Raw genomic sequence first — 17,156 nt, 5'->3', positions numbered from 1 at the left:
GTGATAGCGCTATCACCTGCCCAGGAAAAAAAAGCCGGTGTTCAACGGCCTGCGCTACGCGTGCCCACACTAGTCGGGCACGGGAGACGGGACCAATGACAATATCGAATGCAAGAACGCGCTCGATATCCCTGAATGGACATATCAGGCCGACGACTCGGGCGCCATATCGGCGAAGCCGTAGAGGCGCCGCGCGACGGTCCGCAAGGAGTCCAGCATCTTCTGCGCCGCCGGCGAAAGCAGGTGGCTCCGGCGGCGCACGATCCCGAACGACTCCATGCCCACGCCCAGGTCCAGCGGCAGCACCGCCAGCTGGCGCGCCTGCACGTAGGGCGCCACCGACTCCGCCGGCAGCGCTGTCACCAGGTCGCTGACCCGCAGCAGGTTGATGGTCACCGACAGCGAAGATGTCTCGATGGTGTTGCGCGGGCCGAGCAGCCCGTGTTCGAGGAACATGGTTTCCAGCCGCGTGCGCAACACGCTGTCCGGCGGCGGCAGGATCCAGCCGTAGGGCGCCAGCTCCCCGTGCCCCACCTGCGCGCGGCCGTCCAGCGAATGGCCGGCGCGCACGATCACCGAATGGGGCTCGTCGGACAGCGGCTCGAACAGCAGGTCCGCGCCACCCTCCGGATCCATGATCCGGCCGATCACCAGGTCCAGTTGCCCGTCCAGCAGCTTGGCCACCAGCGGCCGGCTGTAATCCATCTCGATCCGCACCAGGATGTCGGGGTGCTCGCGCTTGACCGCGGCGACCGCCTGCGGCACCAGGTTCGTGCCCGGGTTGACCACCGTGCCGATCGACGCCTGCCCCATGCGCCCGTCGCGCAGCGCGGCGATCTCTTCCTGGGCGCGGCCGATCTCCAGCAGCGCGGTGCGGGCGCGTCGGATCAGGACCTGGCCGTACCAGGTCGGCTCCACGCCACGGGCATGGCGCTCGAACAGTGGCACGCCCAGCAGCCCCTCCATCTCGGCCAGCAGCTTCGAGGCCGCGGGCTGTGTCATCCGCGCGGCCTCGGCCGCGCGCAGGACCGAACCCTGTTCTTCCAGGTGCATCAACAACAGCAGGTGTCGCGTTTTCAGTCGCGACGGGTTGAACCAGTGCGCATTGCCGGTCAGCTTGCCCATTTCCCCTCCCAGAGAAACTATTCGAAGCTGGAATAGATTACGGCGAAAATTTCATTTGCCCAACATAACTTGTCGGGGGAGGCTACCGCCGCTGCATCTGCACGCGAACCGATCCGGCCCGCCGGAGCGCCGCGGGCTTCCAGAAAACGGCCTGGGAGGAGGGCCATGGCACGCTTCCAGCACACGGCCGTGCACCACCTGCGCGCGCGCCCGGGCGGACCGATCCGCACCCTTCCAGGCCCGCACCGAGGCCTGGCATGACCGACCCTGGCCAACCCGCCGGCCTTGGCGTGCGGAGCGCGCATGCGCCGTTCCGCCTGCCGCTGATCGCGATCCTGCGCGGCATCACGCCCGGCGAAGCCGCTGCGCACGTGGGCGTACTGGTCGAGGAGGGCTACGACGCGATCGAGATCCCGCTGAACTCGCCGGACTGGGCCCAGAGCATCGCCATCGCCGCCCGCGAGCACGGCGGCCATGCCTGGATCGGTGGCGGCACGGTGCTACGCCCGGCTGAAGTGGACACGCTGCAGCACCTGGGTGCGCGCTTCATCGTCACCCCGCACACCCATCCGCCGCTGATCCGCCACGCGGTGGCGGCGGGGATGCAGGTGGTGGCCGGATTCGCGACCGCCTCGGAGGCGTTCGCCGCGCTCGATGCGGGCGCGCAGATGCTCAAGCTCTTCCCCGCCGCCACCTACGGCCCGGGCCACGTGCGTGCGCTTCGCGCGGTGCTGCCTGCCGTGCCGCTGTTCGTGGTCGGCGGCGTCACCCCGCTCACGCTCACCGATTACCTGGCCGCCGGGAGCACCGGCGCGGGCATCGGCGGCGAACTCTACCGTCCCGGCCAGCCGATCGAGCGCACCCGTTCCGGCGCGCGCGAGTTCCGCCTGGTACAGACCGCCTACCGCCCATGAAAAACCTGTCCACCGGACGCCCCCCGACCAAGGCCCGTGCATGAAGATCCGCCGCCTCACCACCTACCATGCGGCGCCGCGCTGGCTGTTCCTCAAGATCGAAACCGACGAAGGCATCACCGGCTGGGGCGAGCCGGTGGTGGAGGGCCGCGCACGCACGGTCGAGGCGGCGGTGCATGAACTGGGCGATTACCTGGTGGGCCAGGACCCGGCACGGATCAACGACCTGTGGCAGACGCTGTACCGCGGCGGCTTCTACCGCGGCGGGCCGGTGCTGATGAGCGCGATCGCCGGCATCGACCAGGCCCTGTGGGACATCAAGGGCAAGGCGTTGGGCGTGCCGGTGTACCAGCTGCTGGGCGGCCTGGTCCGGGACCGGATGAAGACCTACCGCTGGGTCGGCGGCGACCGTCCGGCCGAGCTGGTGGAACAGATCCGTGGCTATCGCGCCCAAGGTTTCGACACCTTCAAGTTCAACGGCACCGAGGAGATGCGCCTGGTCGACAGCCCGCGCGCGATCGACGCGGCGCTGGCCAAGGTGGCGGCGGTGCGCGATGCATTCGGCGACAGCGTCGACTTCGGCATCGACTTCCACGGCCGCGTGGGTGCGCCGATGGCGCGGGTGCTGCTGCGCGAGCTGGAGCCCTACCGGCCGTTGTTCGTCGAGGAGCCCGTGCTGCCCGAGCAGGCGGAGTATTACCCGCAGCTGGCGGCCGCCAGCGCGATCCCGCTGGCGGCCGGCGAGCGCATGTACTCGCGCTTCGAGTTCAAGCGCGTGCTCCAGGGCGGCGGCCTGGCGATCCTGCAGCCGGACCTCTCGCACGCCGGCGGGATCAGCGAATGCCTGAAGATCGCGGCGATGGCCGAAGCCCACGACGTCGCCCTGGCGCCGCACTGCCCGCTGGGGCCGGTGGCGCTGGCCGCATGCCTGCAGGTGGACTTCGTCTCGCACAACGCGATGCTGCAGGAGCAGAGCATCGGCATCCATTACAACCAGGGCGCCGACCTGCTCGACTACGTGGCCAACCGCGAGGACTTCGCCTGCGAGGACGGCTGCATCCGCGCCCTGCCGCTGCCGGGGCTGGGCGTGGAGATCGACGAGGAGCGCCTGCGCCACGCCCATGCCAACCCGCCCGACTGGCGCAATCCGGTCTGGCGCCATGCGGACGGCAGCGTCGCCGAATGGTAGAACGTCGACGATGGATCCCGCCCCGTCCGACCCGGCCCGCCTGACCGTCGATTCCCGCTGCGCCCACGGCGAGGGTGTGCTGTGGTGCGAGCGCCGCCAGGCGCTGCTGTGGGTCGACATCGACGGCGCCCGCCTGTGGATGTACCTGCCGGCACAGGGAACCTCGCGGTCCTGGCCCCTGCCCGACCGCCCCGGCTGCATCGGCCTGGGCCAGGCGGGCGACCTGCTGCTGGTCCTGGCCAAGGCGCTGTACCGCGCGGACCTCGACGCGGCGTTGGCCGACGGCGCGGACGCGGTGCCGCTGGTGCACCTGGCCGACGTGGAGCCGCACGAGCCGCGCACGCGCAGCAACGACGGCCGCGCCGACCGGCATGGCAACTTCGTGTTCGGCACCATGGACGAATCGGCGACGAAGGCTCCGGTCGGCGCGTTCTACCAGTACTCGGCCGCGCACGGCCTGCGACCGCTGCCGCTGCCGCCGGTGGCCATCTCCAACTCGATCGCGTTCTCGGCCGATGGCCGCACCCTGTACTGGTGCGACTCGATGTCGGCGGAGATCCACTGCTGCGACTACGACCCGGACCGGGCGCAGGTGGGTCGGTCGCGGGTGTTCGCGCGGGTCGACCTGCCCGGCGCGGTGGCGGACGGCTCCACCATCGACGCGGAAGGCCACCTCTGGAACGCCCAGTGGGGCGGCGCGCGGGTGGTGCGCTACCGCCCCGACGGCACGGTCGACCGGATCGTGCCGATGCCGGTGCCGCAACCCTCCTGTTGCGCGATCGGCGGCCCGGGCCTGGACACGCTGTACGTGATCACCTCGCCGCAGGGACTCGGCCAGGCTGCGCGCAGCGCCTGGCCCGGCTCGGGCAACCTGTTCGAGCTCCGCCTGCCGCGGGCGCTCGGCCTGCCGGAAGGCCGGGTGGTATTGCCATGATCGCGGTGGACTGGGGCGGCACCAGCCTGCGCGCCTACCGGCTCGCCGCGGACGGTCTCGTCCTGGAGCGGCGCCGCAGCAACGAAGGGGCACTGGCCTGCCATGGCCGCTTCGGCAAGGTGCTCGGCGCACTCCTGGCGGACTGGGACGATCCACTGGTGGTCATGGCCGGCATGGTCGGCGCGCGCGGGGGCTGGATCGAAGTGCCGTACGTGCGCTGCCCGGCCGACGCCGCGGCGCTGGCCGCAGGCATGCTGCACCTGGACGCGTCGCTGGAGGCGCCCGGGCTGGCCCGGCGCACGCTGTGGTGCGTTCCCGGGGTGGCCGACCACGGGCCACTGGTGGGCGACGTGATGCGCGGCGAGGAAACCCAGGTGGCCGGCCTGCTCGACACGCTCGGGCCCGGCACCCACACCCTGTGCCTGCCCGGCACCCACAGCAAGTGGGTGCGCGTGCGCGAGGGCGCCATCGTCCACGTCTCCACCGCGATGACCGGCGAGCTGTATTCGGTGCTGCGCTTGCACAGCATCCTCGGGCGCAGCATGCCCGAAGGCGAGCCGCCGATGGACCTCGCCGCGTTCGACGCCGGCCTCGAATGCAGCCGCGATCCCGCCAGCGGGCTGCTGCACGACCTGTTCGGCGTGCGCACCGCGTCGCTTTTCGGCCACTTCGCCCAGGCCGCGCTGCCTTCGTACCTGTCCGGCCTGCTGATCGGGCACGAACTGCAGGCCGCGCTCGCCGGCTTGCCGGCGCCGGTGCACCTGGTCGGCAGCGAGGCGCTGGTGGAGCGCTATGCGCGCGCCCTGCAGGCACGCGGCATCGAAGTGCAGCGCCATTCCGAGGAGCTGGCCGCCGCCGGCATGCACCGACTGGCGCGGACCCGCGGCCTGGCGTGACGCGTCCCCGGCGCGACGCCGGCCGGCCGGTGGACTAGAATGGCGCGCCCTGTTCGCCACGCCCCGCGCCGCCCATGCCCTTCGTCGTCACCGAGAACTGCATCAAGTGCAAGTACACCGACTGCGTGGAGGTGTGCCCGGTCGACTGCTTCCACGAAGGCCCCAACTTCCTCGTGATCGATCCGGACGAGTGCATCGACTGCACCCTGTGCGAGCCCGAATGCCCGGCCAACGCGATCTACCCGGAGGATGACGTGCCCGCCGGCCAGGAAGGCTTCGTCGCGCTCAACGCCGAGCTGTCGCAGGCCTGGCCGGTGATCACGGTGCGCAAGGAACCGCTGGCCGATGCGGCCGAGTGGGACGGCAAGCCGGGCAAGTTGCCGCTGCTGGAACGCTGAGCGTAGAGCGGGGCTTGCCCCGCTGCGCGTTTCGGACTGGTGGCAGCGGGGCAAGCCCCGCTCTACGAAGAAAGGCGCCCAGGGGGCGCCTTTCTTGCGACGGCGATGGCAGGCGCCGTGTCGTCAGCCCTTGGCCAGCGCCGCCTGCAGTGCGGCGACCACCTTCAGCGGCGCCTCGGCGGTGGCGGGCAGGCCGCGCGGATCGACCGCCGAAACATAGGCGCCGCCCTCGACCGCGACCACCCGCACCAGGAAGTCCACGCCCTGGTAACTGACGTCGTAGGTGCCCAGCAACTGGGCGCGGCTGGCGATGGTCACGCCCTCGATGCCTTCCAGCGCGGTGCCGACCTGGGCGAACACCGCATCGCGGGTACCCGGCACGGTGAAACCGCTCGGCGAAGCCGCCGGGGCGGCGGCCGGCGCCTGCTGCGGACGCGGCGCGGCACCGCCGGCCGGCGGCAGCGCCATCGCCCCGGAGGTGTCGGGCAGGTTCAGGTCCGGCGGCACCTCCAGCGGACGCTCCTCGGCCGCCAGCGCGTAGTCGCCCTTGGGACCCTTGCTGAACCAGGAGCAGCCGCCGAGCAGCACGGTGGCGGTGGACGCCAGCAGCACGGCCACGGAGGCACGGGCGAAGCGGGAAGTGTTGGACATCAATGCTCTCCGGGGTTGTCTGGATCAGGCCGCGAGCGCTTCGCGGCCACTGAGTGATTCGAGTTCGCGCGCCAGCGCGACCATGGCGGCCGCCTCGCCCTGGAACTGCGCCGACAGCGGCAGCAGCGGCAGGCGCAAGCCTTGCCCGTGGCCGAGACGCTGCAGCAGCGCCTTGACCGGGATCGGATTGGACTCAACGCCGCAGAAGCCATGCAGCGGTGCCAGCCGTGCATCCCATTCGCGCGCGGCGACCGTCTCGCCGCCGCGCGCCAGGTCGCACAGGCGACGGTAGGCGGCCGGGGCCGCGTTCGAGCCGACCGAGACCAGGCCATCGGCGCCGGCGAGCATGGCGCCACAGGCGCTGCCGTCGTCGCCGCCGAGCACGCTGAAACCGGGGCCGCGCAGCGCGACCAGTGCCGCCATCCGCGACGGATCGGCGACCGCTTCCTTGATGCCGACGATACGTTCGTGCGAGGCCAGCTCGGCCACGGTATCGGGCAGCATGTCGGCGCCGGTGCGACCCGGGACGTTGTACAGCAGCACCGGCAGTCCGCCCTGTTCGGCCACGGCGCGGTAGTGCGCCAGCAGCCCGGCCTGGGTCGGCCGCACGTAGGGTGGCACCACCACCAGCGCCGCATCGGCGCCTGCGGCGGCGGCGCGGCGGGTCTGGGCGATCGTGCGCGCGGTGCCCGGCTGGCCGGTACCGGCCAGCACCGGCACGCGGCCGGCGACGGTTTCCACCGCCAGGCGCAGCAACGCGTCGTACTCGGCGTCCTCGAGCATCGCCGCCTCGCCGGTCGATCCGGCCACGACCAGTCCCTGCACGCCGCGGGCCAGCTGCCATTGCAGCAGCCGGCGCCAGGCGTCGAGGTCCAGTGCGCCGGCCTCGTCGAACGGGGTCGCAAGCGCGGTGATCAGGCCGGTGGGATGCAAAGCGGTTGGCTCTGGATTCTGCGGGTTCCGCGCATGGCGCGGCCCGGTTTTCAGGAGGCCCGATCATACTTGCGGCCTGAAAGCACGGGCAAGTATGCTGCGCCCAGCGGCCGGGCGAGCCCAGCCGCCATTCAGCCTCTCGCAATGCCGGAAGCCTCCTTGACCGACACCCCGCCCCGGCCTTCGCCGAACGAAAACCACCTCCTGATCAACGCCTATACGACGCATCCGGAGTCGCCGCTGCTGTCGGTGACGCGCCGCATCGCCGACAGCGGGTGCAACCTGGTGGATGCGCGGTTGGCCACGGTGGGCCGCGACGTGTCGATGACCGCGCTGGCGACCGGTTCGTGGGACGCGGTGGCCAAGCTGGAAGCCATGCTCGGCCGGCTCGACCGCGAGGAAGGCCTGAAGCTCAACTGGTACCGCACCGGCGCCAAGCAGATCCAGTCCAACCTGCTGCCGTATATCGTCGAGGTCGTGGCCGCCGACAAGCCCGGCATCCTGTTCCAGCTGGCCGACTTCTTCGACCGCCAAGGCATCACCATCGAGAACCTGCAGAGCACCCGCTACCGGGCGATGCAGACCGGCGCGGAGATGTTCTCGGCGCAGGTGACGATCGGCGTGCCCGCGAACATGCACATCGCCGCGCTGCGCGACGATTTCCTCGAGTTCTGCGACCACTTGAACCTGGACGCGATCATGGATCCGATGAAGTTCTGACGGGAGCGCGGTTCCGGCACGATGAAGCAACCCAGGCTCGACCGCTCCACCCTGAAACTGCCGCTGGCCCTGTCCGGCGGCCGCACCGCCTCCCTCGCCGATTACGCAGGCCGCTGGCTGGTGCTGTATTTCTACCCCAAGGACAGCACGCCCGGCTGCACCACCGAGGGCCTGGATTTCAACGCGCTGCTGCCGCGGTTCCACGAACTGGGCGCCGAAGTGCTGGGGGTGTCGCGCGACTCGGTGAAGTCGCACGACAACTTCTGCGCGAAGCAGGGCTTCGACTTCGCGCTGGTCAGCGATGGCGACGAAGCCCTGTGCCGCGCCTTCGACGTCATCCACGAGAAGAACATGTACGGCCGCAAGGTGCTGGGCGTGGTCCGCAGCACCTTCCTGGTCTCGCCCGACTCGCGCATCGTGCGCGAATGGCGCGGGGTCAAGGTCCCCGGGCACGCCCAGGCCGTGCTCGACGCGCTGAAGGCCGAAGCCTCCCAGTGACCGCCGCCCCGATCCAGAGCCTCCGTCGCCCTGCCCCGCAGGCCGCGGCGGCTCGCCCCTGTCCGGCACCGGTGCGCGCGATCGGCGCCGTTGCGTGCGACCGCGTTCCACCCCCATGCAACGCACCATCCACCAGGAAGCCACGATGACCCGAGGCAAGCGCATCTACGTGCTGGATACCAACGTGCTGATGCACGATCCGACCGCGCTGTTCAAGTTCGACGAGCACGACATCTTCCTGCCGATGCAGGTCATCGAGGAGCTGGACAACGCCAAGAAGGGCACCTCCGAGGCGAGCCGCAACGCGCGCCAGGTCAGCCGGTTCCTCAACGAGCTGGTCGAGAACGCCGGGCTGGAGCGGCTGGCCGACGGCATCCCGCTGGTCCAGCCGCAGGGCGTGCAGCTGCGCGGCCGGCAGAGCGCGGGCCTGCTGCGCTTCCAGACCAGCCACTTCGAGGCCGGCAAGAGCTTCGGCGCGGTCATCCCGGACAACGCCATCCTCGGCGCGATCCTGGCGCTGAAGGAACAGACGCCGGCCGAGATCCCGGTGGTGTTCGTCTCCAAGGACATCAACCTGCGGATCAAGGCGGCCATCGCCGGGATCGTGTCGGAGGACTACGAGAACGACCGCGCGCTGGACGACTTCAGCCTGCTCTACACCGGCGCCACCGAGCTGCCGGAGGACTTCTGGGACCGCCACGAGAAGGACCTGCGCTCGTGGTCGGACAAGGGCCGCACCAGCTACGAGGTGGTGCTGCGCGACGACGAGGACTGGCATCCGAACCAGTACCTGTACCTGCCCGGCGAGGACGAGGTCGAGTTGCGGGTGGTCAAGGTCGAAGGCGGCAAGGCCACCCTCGCCCTGGTCGACGATTTCCGCAGCGGCCAGCACGCGGTGTGGGGCATCAGCGCGCGCAACCGCGAGCAGAACTTCGCGCTCAACGCGCTGATGGACCCGGACATCGACTTCGTCACCCTGCTCGGCACCGCCGGCACCGGCAAGACCCTGCTGGCGCTGGCCGCCGGCCTGGCCCAGGCGATGGACCAGCAGCGCTACCGCGAGATCATCATGACCCGCGCCACGGTCAGCGTCGGCGAGGACATCGGCTTCCTGCCCGGCACCGAGGAAGAGAAGATGACCCCGTGGATGGGCGCGCTGACCGACAACCTGGAAGTGCTGACGCACAACCAGGAAGGCGGTGCGTGGGGCCGCGCGGCGACCAACGACCTGCTCGCCTCGCGGATCAAGATCCGATCGATGAACTTCATGCGCGGCCGCACGTTCCTGTCGCGCTACCTGATCCTGGACGAGGCGCAGAACCTCACCCCCAAGCAGATGAAGACGCTGATCACGCGCGCCGGCCCGGGGACCAAGATCGTCTGCCTGGGCAACGTGGAGCAGATCGACACCCCCTACCTGACCGAAACCACCTCGGGCCTGACCTACGCCGTGGACCGCTTCAAGAACTGGCCGCACAGCGCGCACATCACGCTGCGCCGCGGCGAGCGTTCGCGCCTGGCCGACTTCGCGTCGGAAGTGCTGTAGCGCAGAGGCCACGGGCATGGGCCTGCAGCTGCCGCGCTGGGTCTGGGTCGGGGCGGTCACGCTGGCGTGCATCGCCGGCATGGTCAACGTGGTCGGCTACCTGGGCTTCGAGCACCAAGCGGTCAGCCACCTGACCGGAACCACCAGCCTGCTGGGCGCAGCGTTGGCGGCGGGGGACTGGCGTGCGGTCGCGCACCTGTGGGGCGTGCTGATCGCTTTCTGCGTCGGCGCGATGCTCAGCGGCCTGATCATCCAGGACGGCACGTTGCGCCTCGGACGGCGCTACGGCGTCGTCCTGGCGCTGGAATCGCTGCTGCTGGCCGCGGCCGTCCCGCTGTTCGTGCGCCAGCAGTTGTCCGGCGCCCTGCTGGCGGCGATCGCCTGCGGGCTGCAGAACGCGATGGTCACCGCCTACAGCGGCGCGCTGGTGCGCACCACCCACCTCAGCGGCATGTTCACCGACCTGGGCATCGGCCTGGGCCACCTGATCCGCGGCCTGCCGCTGCCGATGCGGCGGCTGACGCTCAGCGGACTGATCATCAGCGGGTTCCTCGGCGGCGGCATCCTCGGCGCCTGGTTGTTCTCCCTCCTGCGGTACCACGCCTTGCTGGTGCCGTCCGCGCTGACCGGACTGACGGGCGTGGGCTACGTCGCCTACCGGCATGCGGTGCTGGTACGGCAACGCCGCGCGGGGAACGGGCCGGCTTCGCAGGATGCCCCCTAACCGGCTCGACGCGCCCGCGCGGCGCAGTGGCGGCGGTGCACAATAGCCGCATGAACGATCATCGCGCCGATTCGCGCCCGGTTTCCGTCCTGACCATCGCCGGCTCCGATTCCGGTGGCGGAGCGGGCATCCAGGCCGACCTCAAGACCTTCGCCGCCCACGGCGTGCACGGGCTGTCAGCGATCGCCGCGCTGACCGCGCAGCACACCCGGGGGGTGACCGCGGTGGAGGTGCCGAACGTGGCGTTCCTCGACGCGCAGATCGATGCGTGCTTCGACGACTTCCGCATCGGCGCGGTCAAGCTGGGCATGCTCGCCAGCACCGGGGTGATCGAGACCGTCGCCCGTGCCCTGGCGCGGCATCGACCCGCGCAGGTGGTGGTCGACCCGGTGATGATCGCCACCAGCGGCGCGCGGCTGCTCGCCGAAGATGCGCTGGATGCCCTGCGCACGCGCCTGCTGCCGATGGCCACGGTGATCACGCCCAACCTTCCGGAAGCCGAACTGCTGCTGAGCTGGCGGATCGACAGCCTTGCGGCGATGTCGCAGGCCGCCACCGCGCTGCGCGCGCTGGGCGCTCCGGCGGTCCTGCTCAAGGGCGGCCACCTGGCCGGGCCGGGCGAGGTGGTCGACATCCTCGCCGACGCCGACGGCGAACAGCGCACGGCCCATCCGCGCCTGCGCCTGGAGGCGCACGGTACCGGCTGCACGCTGGCGTCGGCGGTCGCGGCCAACCTGGCACGCGGCCTGGCCCTGCGCGCGGCCTGCACGGCGGCGGCCGACTACGTGCACGCCGCGCTGCGTGGCGGTTACCGCCCCGGCCGCGGTGAAGTGGACGTACTCGATCACTTCGCGGCGATGCCCGGCCGATGACGTCCACGCCCACCGAGACGACCGCCACCGCGACCGACGGACACCGCTGGACCCTGTTGGCGCATGAACCGGTGCGGCCGCGCGCGCGCCTGCTGTGGCTGCCGGCGCTGGGCGTGGCGGCGCGCCATTACCTGCCGCTGGCCCAGGCGCTGGCCACGCACGGCGTCGCGACCCACCTGCACGAATGGCGCGGCAACGGCAGCAGCACGCTGCGTCCCTCGCGAACGCAGGACTGGGGCTATCGCGAACTGCTGGCGCTGGACCTGCCGGCCAGCGTGGCCGCCCTCGGTGGCGACGAGGTCCCGTTGCTGCTCGGTGGCCACAGCCTGGGCGGGCAGCTGGCGTGCTGCTTCGCCGGCCAGAATCCCGACGCGGTGTCCGGCCTGTGGCTGGTCGCCAGCGGCACGCCCTACTGGCGCACCTTCCCGGCACCGCGCGGCTGGCTCCTGCCGCTGGTGTACCGCTTCCTGCCGTGGCTGGCCCGGCAGCAAGGCACCCTGCCCGGCCGGACGCTGGGCTTCGGCGGCACCGAGGCGCGGGGCCTGATCGCCGACTGGGCCCGGGTCGGACTCAGCAACCGCTACCGCGCTGCCGGCTTCGACGCGGACCTGGAAGCGGACATGGCGCGCGTGCGTGCACCGGCCTGCGGGGTGGTACTGGCGTCGGACTGGCTGGCACCGTCCACTTCGATGGAGGCCCTGCTGGCCAAGCTGCCGCATGCGCCGGCCCGGGTCGTGCAGCTGGATTCGGTCGCGCTGCAGGCGCCGGCCGACCACTTCGGCTGGATGAAACAACCGGCAACGGTGGCCGCGACCCTCGCCACGACAGGCTTGCCGAACGAACCTGCGGACAAGCGTTGACGGCCGCCAGCGGCTCGCGCATAATTCCGCGCCTTGAAACGCGCCCGTAGCTCAGCTGGATAGAGTACCTGGCTACGAACCAGGCGGTCGGGAGTTCGAATCTCTCCGGGCGCGCCATTTCAGAGGGCCTGCGACTTGTCGCAGGCCCTTTTTTTTCATCACCGGGTACCCGCCGGCCGCCGTTATTTGGCCGGCACGTTGCCCGGCGGGAAGCCCTCGAACATCTCGGCGATGCCGGCACGCAGGAGGGCGTCCCCCTTGGCGGGATCATCCGGCACCGTGTCGCTGGCGGTGCCGCGCCAGATCGCCTGCTTGGTCTTCGTGTCGAACAGATCCACCACCAGCGTGCCGACCGTGTAGGTGCGCACGCGCGTGGTCGCGCTGCCCATGCCCATGCCGCCGTACCAGCCCGGCCCCCAGCCCCAGCCGCCGTACATCGGACCGGAGTACATGGTGTCCAGGCTCTGCTGCTGCTGGGTGGCCACGTGCGCGACGACCGCCACGTCGCCCTCGGGCGTCTCGCGCCAGCCCTTGGCATTGAGCTGGGCGTTGACGTATTCCACGATCCGCTGCGCGGCCAGCGGCGGCACGCCGTTCTGGTCGGGCTTGTTGAGCCACGTATAGGTGCGGTAAGCGCTGAAGTTGGCCGACGGGTCGGCGTCGGTATGCACGGTCGGGGTGCTGGCGCACGAGGCCAGCAGCAGGGTCGACAGCACGATCAGAACCAGGCGTGTCATCTCACTACTCCTCTGTGGTTGAAGCAGGCTGGACGGGACCTCGCAACGGACCTGCCCGACGGAAACCGGTGAGGCAGGCCGACCATACCCCGGCGGCGTGAAGCATCCATGCAGGCCGCGCGGCCCGGCCCCACGGCCGGCAGGCGCCACCCGGCAGTGACCCGCTTGGCCAGGGCGTGCATTGCCAGGCGCGGCATGCCGTCGTGCAGAGGTCGGGTCGCCACGGCTGCGGGCATCGTATTTCCCTTTATCACGAAGACCTATTACCCCAAGGACCCATGTCCTGAGCGGCACGCCCCCTCGCCGCCAGCCTGCAGGAACGGGGTCCGGTAGAGATCATCGTTTTCGTGCGCGGCTCACGTTGGCGTTCCCGCAAGTCCGCGACGTCGCGCTCGAGGCAGTGGTTGAGGAAGGTGCGGATCACCGCGATAGCACCCGGCATGCCGATCGCCTCCCACAACGGAGGCCACCGCCGATTCGATGATGTGGGCGGCCAGTGACCAGTCCATCCGGCACCCGCAACAGAACCATTCACACTTCGCTGCTCGATCGTTGTCGGGCATGCGGGCTCCGTGGATCCGCGGGCCAGCCGGAACGCCCGTCATCGCCGGGCGGCATCGTCAACGTCACCGGACCACAGCCCGGCACCGGCGTCCGCGTAGGCCCAAGGCCCAATGCTGTCCGACCCGCAGGCTTACGATGATGGGTCCCTGCAATCGCCGGAGCGGCGGCGACCAGGCGAAGGACAGGAGCGATCCCCGCATCCACCGGATGCTTCGACCCTCGACCTTCCCCGTTGCGCCGCGAGCCGGAAAGCCCGGCGGGCCCCGTCCGGATCGCGCGGTTGCGCCGCGCGCGGGCCGCCTGCTCCTGCGATAGCGTGTGCCGGCCGCGGCGCCGTTGCAGCTGCGGTAGCGTGGCGCCTCCCGGTGTGCGCGGCTGCCGCGGTGCCTTGAACAGTACCCGGGAATGAAGTCCATCAGGCTATGCTGGAGAACGCCATGCGTCGCATGTCCACCATGATCGCCGGCCTGTTGCTGGCCGTGATGTCGCTGCCCGCTCCTTGCGCCGCCCCCACGTCGATCGACGCGCGACCGTTCCCGCGCCAGTACAGCGCCTCCGGCACGCCGTTCACGGTCTACCAGCCACAGATGGAAAGCTGGGAGGGCAACCGGCTCAGGGGACGTTTCGCCGTGTCGGTGAAGACCGGGGTCGAGACCGGCGCCGACGGAAAGACCGTCGACAGCCTCGACTATGGCGTGGTCTGGTTCAGCGCACTCACCGAGGTGGACAAGCAGGCGCGCGAAGTCGTCCTGCGCAATCCGAGCTTCGAGCGTGCCAGCTTCCCGACCGCGATCTCCAGCCAGGACAGGTACCTCGGCCTGGTGCGCAGCTTGGTCCGCGAAGGCGCGACGTTCACCATCGACCTGGACCAGCTCGAGTCCGCGCTGGCGATCACCCAGGCCGAAAAGAAGCCGGCCACGCTTCCGGTGAAGAACGTCCCGCCGGAAATCCTGATCGTTTTCAAGCCCTCGCAGCTGATACTGGTGGACGGCAAGCCCGCACTCAGGCCGACCCCGATGGAGGGGGTGAAGCGGGTGATCAACAGCCGTTCGCTGCTGCTGCAGGACGATGGGCGCTACTACACCCGCCTCGGCGGGCGCTGGGCGAGCGCGGCGACCCTGGAAGGGCCCTGGAGCCGGGTCGACAAGGTGGACAAGGCGCTGCAGGCGGCGGCCGACCAGGCCGTCGGCGCGCATCTGGTCGATGCGCTGGACGACCCACCCGAGTCGCTGCAGGCATTGCTGGCGTCCGGCGGCTTTCCCGACATCGTCGTGCGCACCGGCCCGGCCGAACTGATCGTGGTCGACGGCGATCCGCAGTTCGCACCGCTTCCGGGCACCGCACTGAGCTATATCGCCAATACCCGCGCCGACGTGATCATCAATGGCGCCAAGAACAACGCCTGGTACGTGCTGGTGTCCGGGCGATGGTTCACCGCCGCGACCAGTCGCGGCCCCTGGCAGCACGTCGCACCCGACAAGTTGCCGGTGGATTTCGCCAAGATCCCGCCGGACAGCGCGAAAGGCAGCGTGCTCGCATCGATCGCCGGCACTCCGGAAGCGTTCGAATCGCTGATCGCCAACAGCATCCCGCAAACGGCCACGGTCGACCGCACCAAGGCGAAGCTGGAAGTGCAGTACGACGGCGAACCGAAATTCGAGGCCATCGCCGGCACCCGACTGCAATACGCAGCCAACACCCCGGTGCCGGTGATCCTGGTGCCAGGGGGCGCCTTCTATGCGGTCGACAAGGGCGTCTGGTTCACCGGCCCGGCCGCCAACGGGCCGTGGAGCGTGGCCGAGAGCGTGCCATCCGAGATCTATTCGATCCCGACCAGCTCACCGCTGCACTACGTGACCTACGTGCGCATCTATGGCGGCGAAGGCGACGATGTCTACGTCGGCTACACGCCCGGCTACTACGGCACCGTGGCCAGCAGCGGCGTGGTCGTCTACGGCACCGGCTACTACTGCGATCCGTGGGTGTACAACTACTGGTACGGCTGCCCCGCGACCTATGGCATGGGCGTGTATTTCGGCTGGAGCACCTACGCGGGCTGGAGCTTCGGCTTCGGCTGGGGCTACTACCCCTGGTACCCGTGGTGGGGCCCCTGGTGGGGCTATCCGGGCGGCTGGTGGGGCGACGCGGGCGCCTGGAACTTCTACGGCCGCTGGGGCAATGCGGTGGTCGCGGGCACCGGCGCGGCCTGGGCCAACCCGTACACGGGCAACATCGGCCGCGGGTACCGCGGCGGCTACTACAACGAGCGCACCGGCGGGCGCGGCGCCGGCCGAGGCTACGTCAACACCAATGCCTACACCGGCACCACCAGCGCCGGCGCGCAGGGCATCCGCTACAACCCGGAAACCGGGCGCGTGGTCGGCGGCACCGGTGCCGCCGCCTACAACCCGTATACCGGGCAGTCGGCGGCGGGCGGCACCCGCACCGTGATCAATACCGAAACCGGTCGCACCACCGAAATGGCCGCCGGCAAGGTTTCCGGGCCGGAGGGCGCGGCAGGCGCGGGCGCCATCAACAGCGATGGCCAGCGGGTCGACATCAGCGGCGCGGGCGGCTACCGCTACAACACCGACACCGGCGAGTTCGACCGCGGCGGCGTGGCGAAGATCAACGACGATGTGTACGCGGGCAAGGACGGCAACGTCTACCGCTATGACGACGGCGAGTGGCAGCAGGTGGGCCGGCCGGAACAACACCGCGGCAACCCCGACGGCCAGACCCGCAACGACCTGATCCGCGACCGCTCGGCACGCGAGGGCGGCTACCAGCGCTCGAGCAGCGGCAGCGTGCAACGGCCGGCAGGCGGCTACTCACGCCCGGCCGGCGGTTATTCGCGGCCTGCCGGCGGCTTCTCCAGGCCCATGGGAGGCGGCGGTCGCCGGCGCTGAATGGCTGCGCCACTGCGGAACTGCATATACCGCGAGGTCGTGCTGCGACGTGATTCCGCCCGGCGGGTTATCCCGGCCGGGCGGCTCTGAGCTCCCGCCCGGGGCCCCCGTCCGGCATGGGCAGCGAGATCCGTCACCACTGCTTCGCCGCTACGCGGCTCACCGTGCGGGCGGCTGCGCCGTGCAACCGCTGCAAGGTTGTCGAACCTATGGCTCTCATCCAGCTCCTCCAGATGCAAAAAAACCCCCTTTCGGGGGCTTTTCGCAGCTGGCGGAGTGAGAGGGATTCGAACCCTCGATAGAGCTTTTGACCCTATACTCCCTTAGCAGGGGAGCCCCTTCGGCCTCTCGGGCATCACTCCGTTCGACCCGCACCGCACCTCGGTGCCCGCGGGCCGCGAAAGGATACCGTCTGCGCCGTTTCGCGGCAAACGTTTTGCCGTCATCCGGCCGGATCGCCCTCGCCGCCTGCGTTTCCGGGAGCTTCGCCCCGCTGGATCCGCTGGTAAATTTCCTCCCGGTGCACCGACACGTCCTTCGGCGCGGTGATGCCGATGCGCACCTGGTTGCCCTTGACCCCGAGCACGGTGACGGTGATCGAATCACCGATCATCAGGGTTTCGCCTACGCGGCGGGTCAGAATCAGCATTGTCTTTCTCCATGGCGCCGGCATGCCTTCGCCGGCC

At 70.2% G+C, this 17,156-nt stretch carries 17 protein-coding genes and 2 tRNA genes; 13 read left to right on the top strand and 6 right to left on the bottom strand.

Going from position 1 to position 17,156, the window contains the following annotated elements; genetic code table 11:
• Window positions 1–144: 144 nt before the first annotated feature.
• Window positions 145–1,125, bottom strand: a complete 981-nt coding sequence (locus tag CSC66_RS11580; RefSeq protein WP_162377551.1) for a LysR substrate-binding domain-containing protein — start codon at window positions 1,123–1,125, stop codon at window positions 145–147.
• A 257-nt stretch (window positions 1,126–1,382) separates the two neighbouring features.
• On the opposite strand from CSC66_RS11580, the gene CSC66_RS11575 reads away from it, so the two are divergent.
• From CSC66_RS11575 to fdxA, 5 genes are all read left to right on the top strand, one after another.
• Complete coding sequence (locus tag CSC66_RS11575) at window positions 1,383–2,039, top strand: 2-dehydro-3-deoxy-6-phosphogalactonate aldolase (RefSeq protein ID WP_162377550.1); 657 nt, start codon at window positions 1,383–1,385, stop codon at window positions 2,037–2,039.
• 40 nt (window positions 2,040–2,079) lie between these two features.
• Window positions 2,080–3,228 (top strand): galactonate dehydratase, encoded by a 1,149-nt coding sequence (gene dgoD, locus CSC66_RS11570; protein ID WP_162377549.1) that lies wholly within the window; start codon window positions 2,080–2,082, stop codon window positions 3,226–3,228.
• Window positions 3,229–3,238: 10 nt separating this feature from the next.
• The gene (locus CSC66_RS11565) at window positions 3,239–4,162 is read left to right on the top strand and encodes an SMP-30/gluconolactonase/LRE family protein (RefSeq protein ID WP_162377548.1); all 924 of its coding nucleotides are present in this window, start codon (window positions 3,239–3,241) and stop codon (window positions 4,160–4,162) included.
• Complete coding sequence (locus CSC66_RS11560; RefSeq protein WP_162377547.1) at window positions 4,159–5,058, top strand: 2-dehydro-3-deoxygalactonokinase; 900 nt, start codon at window positions 4,159–4,161, stop codon at window positions 5,056–5,058. The genes CSC66_RS11565 and CSC66_RS11560 overlap by 4 nt, the downstream gene beginning before the upstream one ends.
• Window positions 5,059–5,132: 74 nt before the next feature.
• Complete coding sequence (gene fdxA / locus CSC66_RS11555) at window positions 5,133–5,456, top strand: ferredoxin FdxA (RefSeq protein ID WP_162377546.1); 324 nt, start codon at window positions 5,133–5,135, stop codon at window positions 5,454–5,456.
• Window positions 5,457–5,579: 123 nt separating this feature from the next.
• Here the strand turns inward: fdxA and CSC66_RS11550 are convergent, their stop codons facing one another.
• Window positions 5,580–6,107 (bottom strand): hypothetical protein, encoded by a 528-nt coding sequence (locus CSC66_RS11550; RefSeq protein WP_162377545.1) that lies wholly within the window; start codon window positions 6,105–6,107, stop codon window positions 5,580–5,582.
• Window positions 6,108–6,131: 24 nt separating this feature from the next.
• The gene (gene dapA / locus CSC66_RS11545) at window positions 6,132–7,040 is read right to left on the bottom strand and encodes a 4-hydroxy-tetrahydrodipicolinate synthase (RefSeq protein ID WP_162377544.1); all 909 of its coding nucleotides are present in this window, start codon (window positions 7,038–7,040) and stop codon (window positions 6,132–6,134) included.
• A gap of 144 nt (window positions 7,041–7,184) precedes the next feature.
• On the opposite strand from dapA, the gene CSC66_RS11540 reads away from it, so the two are divergent.
• From CSC66_RS11540 to CSC66_RS11510, 7 genes are all read left to right on the top strand, one after another.
• Entirely contained in the window at window positions 7,185–7,760 is a 576-nt protein-coding gene (locus CSC66_RS11540) for a glycine cleavage system transcriptional repressor (RefSeq protein WP_202935638.1), read from the top strand.
• A gap of 21 nt (window positions 7,761–7,781) precedes the next feature.
• Window positions 7,782–8,258: a peroxiredoxin gene (locus tag CSC66_RS11535; protein WP_162377542.1), complete on the top strand. Its 477-nt coding sequence runs from the start codon at window positions 7,782–7,784 to the stop codon at window positions 8,256–8,258.
• 145 nt (window positions 8,259–8,403) lie between these two features.
• Complete coding sequence (locus CSC66_RS11530) at window positions 8,404–9,804, top strand: PhoH family protein (RefSeq protein WP_162377541.1); 1,401 nt, start codon at window positions 8,404–8,406, stop codon at window positions 9,802–9,804.
• Window positions 9,805–9,820: 16 nt separating this feature from the next.
• Window positions 9,821–10,528 (top strand): YoaK family protein, encoded by a 708-nt coding sequence (locus tag CSC66_RS11525; protein WP_162377540.1) that lies wholly within the window; start codon window positions 9,821–9,823, stop codon window positions 10,526–10,528.
• A 50-nt stretch (window positions 10,529–10,578) separates the two neighbouring features.
• Window positions 10,579–11,400, top strand: a complete 822-nt coding sequence (gene thiD, locus CSC66_RS11520) for a bifunctional hydroxymethylpyrimidine kinase/phosphomethylpyrimidine kinase (RefSeq protein WP_162377539.1) — start codon at window positions 10,579–10,581, stop codon at window positions 11,398–11,400.
• Complete coding sequence (locus CSC66_RS11515) at window positions 11,397–12,260, top strand: alpha/beta hydrolase family protein (protein ID WP_162377538.1); 864 nt, start codon at window positions 11,397–11,399, stop codon at window positions 12,258–12,260. Before thiD ends, CSC66_RS11515 begins: the two co-directional genes overlap by 4 nt.
• Window positions 12,261–12,300: 40 nt before the next feature.
• Window positions 12,301–12,377 (top strand) — tRNA-Arg (locus tag CSC66_RS11510).
• 65 nt (window positions 12,378–12,442) lie between these two features.
• Here CSC66_RS11510 and CSC66_RS11505 read toward each other — a convergent pair.
• Window positions 12,443–12,997, bottom strand: a complete 555-nt coding sequence (locus CSC66_RS11505; protein ID WP_162377537.1) for a DUF4136 domain-containing protein — start codon at window positions 12,995–12,997, stop codon at window positions 12,443–12,445.
• Window positions 12,998–13,998: 1,001 nt separating this feature from the next.
• Here CSC66_RS11505 and CSC66_RS11500 point away from each other — a divergent pair.
• Complete coding sequence (locus CSC66_RS11500) at window positions 13,999–16,470, top strand: hypothetical protein (RefSeq protein WP_162377536.1); 2,472 nt, start codon at window positions 13,999–14,001, stop codon at window positions 16,468–16,470.
• A gap of 269 nt (window positions 16,471–16,739) precedes the next feature.
• Here the strand turns inward: CSC66_RS11500 and CSC66_RS11495 are convergent.
• Together CSC66_RS11495 and csrA are read right to left on the bottom strand one after the other, a co-directional pair.
• Window positions 16,740–16,832 (bottom strand) — tRNA-Ser (locus tag CSC66_RS11495).
• 80 nt (window positions 16,833–16,912) lie between these two features.
• Window positions 16,913–17,119 carry a carbon storage regulator CsrA gene (gene csrA / locus CSC66_RS11490; RefSeq protein ID WP_162377535.1) on the bottom strand — a complete coding sequence of 69 codons (207 nt, stop codon included), beginning with the start codon at window positions 17,117–17,119 and terminating at the stop codon, window positions 16,913–16,915.
• Between the last annotated feature and the right edge of the window lie 37 nt (window positions 17,120–17,156).

The sequence above is a fragment of the Pseudoxanthomonas kaohsiungensis genome, from assembly GCF_010211765.1.
GTDB lineage: Bacteria > Pseudomonadota > Gammaproteobacteria > Xanthomonadales > Xanthomonadaceae > Pseudoxanthomonas > Pseudoxanthomonas kaohsiungensis.
The sequence above is the reverse complement of the archived record's forward strand: the minus strand, read 5'-3'. Positions and strand labels throughout refer to the sequence as shown.

Coding starts and splice junctions, on each gene's coding strand:
- CSC66_RS11580 (WP_162377551.1), bottom strand. CDS start 1,125: ATGGGCAAGCTGACCGGCAATGCGCACTGGTTCAACCCGTCGCGACTG.
- fdxA (WP_162377546.1), top strand. CDS start 5,133: ATGCCCTTCGTCGTCACCGAGAACTGCATCAAGTGCAAGTACACCGAC.
- CSC66_RS11575 (WP_162377550.1), top strand. CDS start 1,383: ATGACCGACCCTGGCCAACCCGCCGGCCTTGGCGTGCGGAGCGCGCAT.
- CSC66_RS11525 (WP_162377540.1), top strand. CDS start 9,821: ATGGGCCTGCAGCTGCCGCGCTGGGTCTGGGTCGGGGCGGTCACGCTG.
- CSC66_RS11505 (WP_162377537.1), bottom strand. CDS start 12,997: ATGACACGCCTGGTTCTGATCGTGCTGTCGACCCTGCTGCTGGCCTCG.
- CSC66_RS11515 (WP_162377538.1), top strand. CDS start 11,397: ATGACGTCCACGCCCACCGAGACGACCGCCACCGCGACCGACGGACAC.
- csrA (WP_162377535.1), bottom strand. CDS start 17,119: ATGCTGATTCTGACCCGCCGCGTAGGCGAAACCCTGATGATCGGTGAT.
- CSC66_RS11530 (WP_162377541.1), top strand. CDS start 8,404: ATGACCCGAGGCAAGCGCATCTACGTGCTGGATACCAACGTGCTGATG.
- CSC66_RS11550 (WP_162377545.1), bottom strand. CDS start 6,107: ATGTCCAACACTTCCCGCTTCGCCCGTGCCTCCGTGGCCGTGCTGCTG.
- CSC66_RS11560 (WP_162377547.1), top strand. CDS start 4,159: ATGATCGCGGTGGACTGGGGCGGCACCAGCCTGCGCGCCTACCGGCTC.
- thiD (WP_162377539.1), top strand. CDS start 10,579: ATGAACGATCATCGCGCCGATTCGCGCCCGGTTTCCGTCCTGACCATC.
- CSC66_RS11540 (WP_202935638.1), top strand. CDS start 7,185: ATGCCGGAAGCCTCCTTGACCGACACCCCGCCCCGGCCTTCGCCGAAC.
- CSC66_RS11535 (WP_162377542.1), top strand. CDS start 7,782: ATGAAGCAACCCAGGCTCGACCGCTCCACCCTGAAACTGCCGCTGGCC.
- CSC66_RS11565 (WP_162377548.1), top strand. CDS start 3,239: ATGGATCCCGCCCCGTCCGACCCGGCCCGCCTGACCGTCGATTCCCGC.
- CSC66_RS11500 (WP_162377536.1), top strand. CDS start 13,999: ATGCGTCGCATGTCCACCATGATCGCCGGCCTGTTGCTGGCCGTGATG.
- dgoD (WP_162377549.1), top strand. CDS start 2,080: ATGAAGATCCGCCGCCTCACCACCTACCATGCGGCGCCGCGCTGGCTG.